Annotated in this window: 1 protein-coding gene; it reads left to right on the forward strand. The window is 67.4% G+C overall.

Features of this window, described 5'->3' with window-relative positions; genetic code table 11:
- On the forward strand, positions 1–1029 hold a 1029-nt coding region (locus AC1DQQ_RS22310), incomplete at both ends, for a hypothetical protein (protein WP_478046826.1).

Here is a 1029-nt window from a genome sequence, read left to right on the forward strand (position 1 = left end):
CGGCAACGACGCGGTGACGGTGACCGTCGCCGATACCGTGACCGGCGCGACCAACGGTCTGACCCTGATCGGCGGCACCGGCGGCGCGGGCAATATCAGCGTGACGGGCGCCGGCGGCTTCTTCGGCGGAACTGGCGACGGCGCCAATATCCTCAACAACGGTTCGGGCACGGTCACCTTCAATATCTCGGGTGCGAGCGGCTCGACGGCGGGCAACGGCATCATCGTTCGCGATACCGCGGTTGGCGGCGACATCAGCGTCACGACCGGCGCGGTGACGGCGCTGGCGGTCGGCAAGAACGCGATCGATGTGCAGAGCCAGTCCCTGACCGCCAATGTCACTGAGGTGGCCAATGGCGATATCCAGGCGGGCAATGCCGGCATGGTGGCTGCCATCTTCCCGGCAGCGGCGACCGGCAATATCGACGTGACCGCGAATGGCGCGATTACCGCGCGGTTCGGCATCGACGCCGAGAATTTCGGCACCGGCAATACCACGGTCACGACCGTCGGCCCGGTCAACGTTACCACCGGCAACGGCATCTACGCACAGACCTCCGGCGGCAACGTCACGGTCACCGCGGGCGATGTCACCTCGACGGGCAACACCGCGATCGTCGCGCAGCAGGCTGATGCGACCGGCGCGGGCAGTGTCGATGTGACCGCAGGCAACGTCTCGGGCACGACCGGCATCTTCGCCAACAACATCGGCACCGGCACGCTCAGCGTGACGGCCAACGGCACGGTGACGGGCACGTTTGCCGAGGGCATCAAGGCGACCGGCAACGACGCGGTGACGGTGACCGTCGCCGATACCGTGACCGGCGCGACCAACGGTCTGACCCTGATCGGCGGCACCGGCGGCGCGGGCAATATCAGCGTGACGGGCGCCGGCGGCTTCTTCGGCGGAACTGGCGACGGCGCCAATATCCTCAACAACGGTTCGGGCACGGTCACCTTCAATATCTCGGGTGCGAGCGGCTCGACGGCGGGCAACGGCATCATCGTTCGCGATACCGCGGTTGGCGG

This window comes from Sphingomonas sp. P4_G3 (genome assembly GCF_056401105.1).